This window comes from Streptomyces sp. DH12, assembly GCF_020873895.1.
GTDB lineage: Bacteria > Actinomycetota > Actinomycetes > Streptomycetales > Streptomycetaceae > Streptomyces.
Map to the genome: position 1 here is coordinate 1 of NZ_JAHWGT010001136.1, position 445 is coordinate 445.

General features: G+C 69.2%; 2 pseudogenes. Both read right to left on the reverse strand.

Annotated elements, in window-relative coordinates:
- Positions 1–233: pseudogene (locus LPA54_RS38900) on the reverse strand (D-aminoacylase); the annotation flags it as partial.
- An 11-nt stretch (positions 234–244) separates the two neighbouring features.
- Positions 245–445, reverse strand: a pseudogene (locus LPA54_RS38905) (amino acid deaminase); the annotation flags it as partial.

Sequence of the window (445 nt, forward strand, 5' to 3'; positions counted from 1 at the left end):
GGGTCGCGCAGCAGCGCCAGATCGCTGTGCGCGTGCATGTCGATGAAGCCCGGGGCCAGCACCAGCCCCTCCGCGTCCAGTTCGCGCCGCGCCTTCGGACGCTGGCAGCCCGCGTCCGCCGCCTCCTTCACGATGGAGACGATGCGTCCGCCGTCCACCACCACGTCCGCGCGGTAGGAGTAATCACCGGAGCCGTCGACGACGTCCGCGTCCCGGATGACGAGCTCTTCCACGGTCCTGCCTCCTAGAAGAAGGTACGGATGTAGTCGACGACCGTGCCGTCCGCCTCCGCCACGGGGATGAGCACCCACTTGTCGAAGGACGTGCAGGGGTGCGACAGACCGAGGCCCACCCAGTCTCCCACCTCCAGGTCCGCCTCCGAAGAGCTGCGCCGCCAACCGTGCATGTCCGACAGACCCGACACCACGAACCCCCAGCCCGGCCT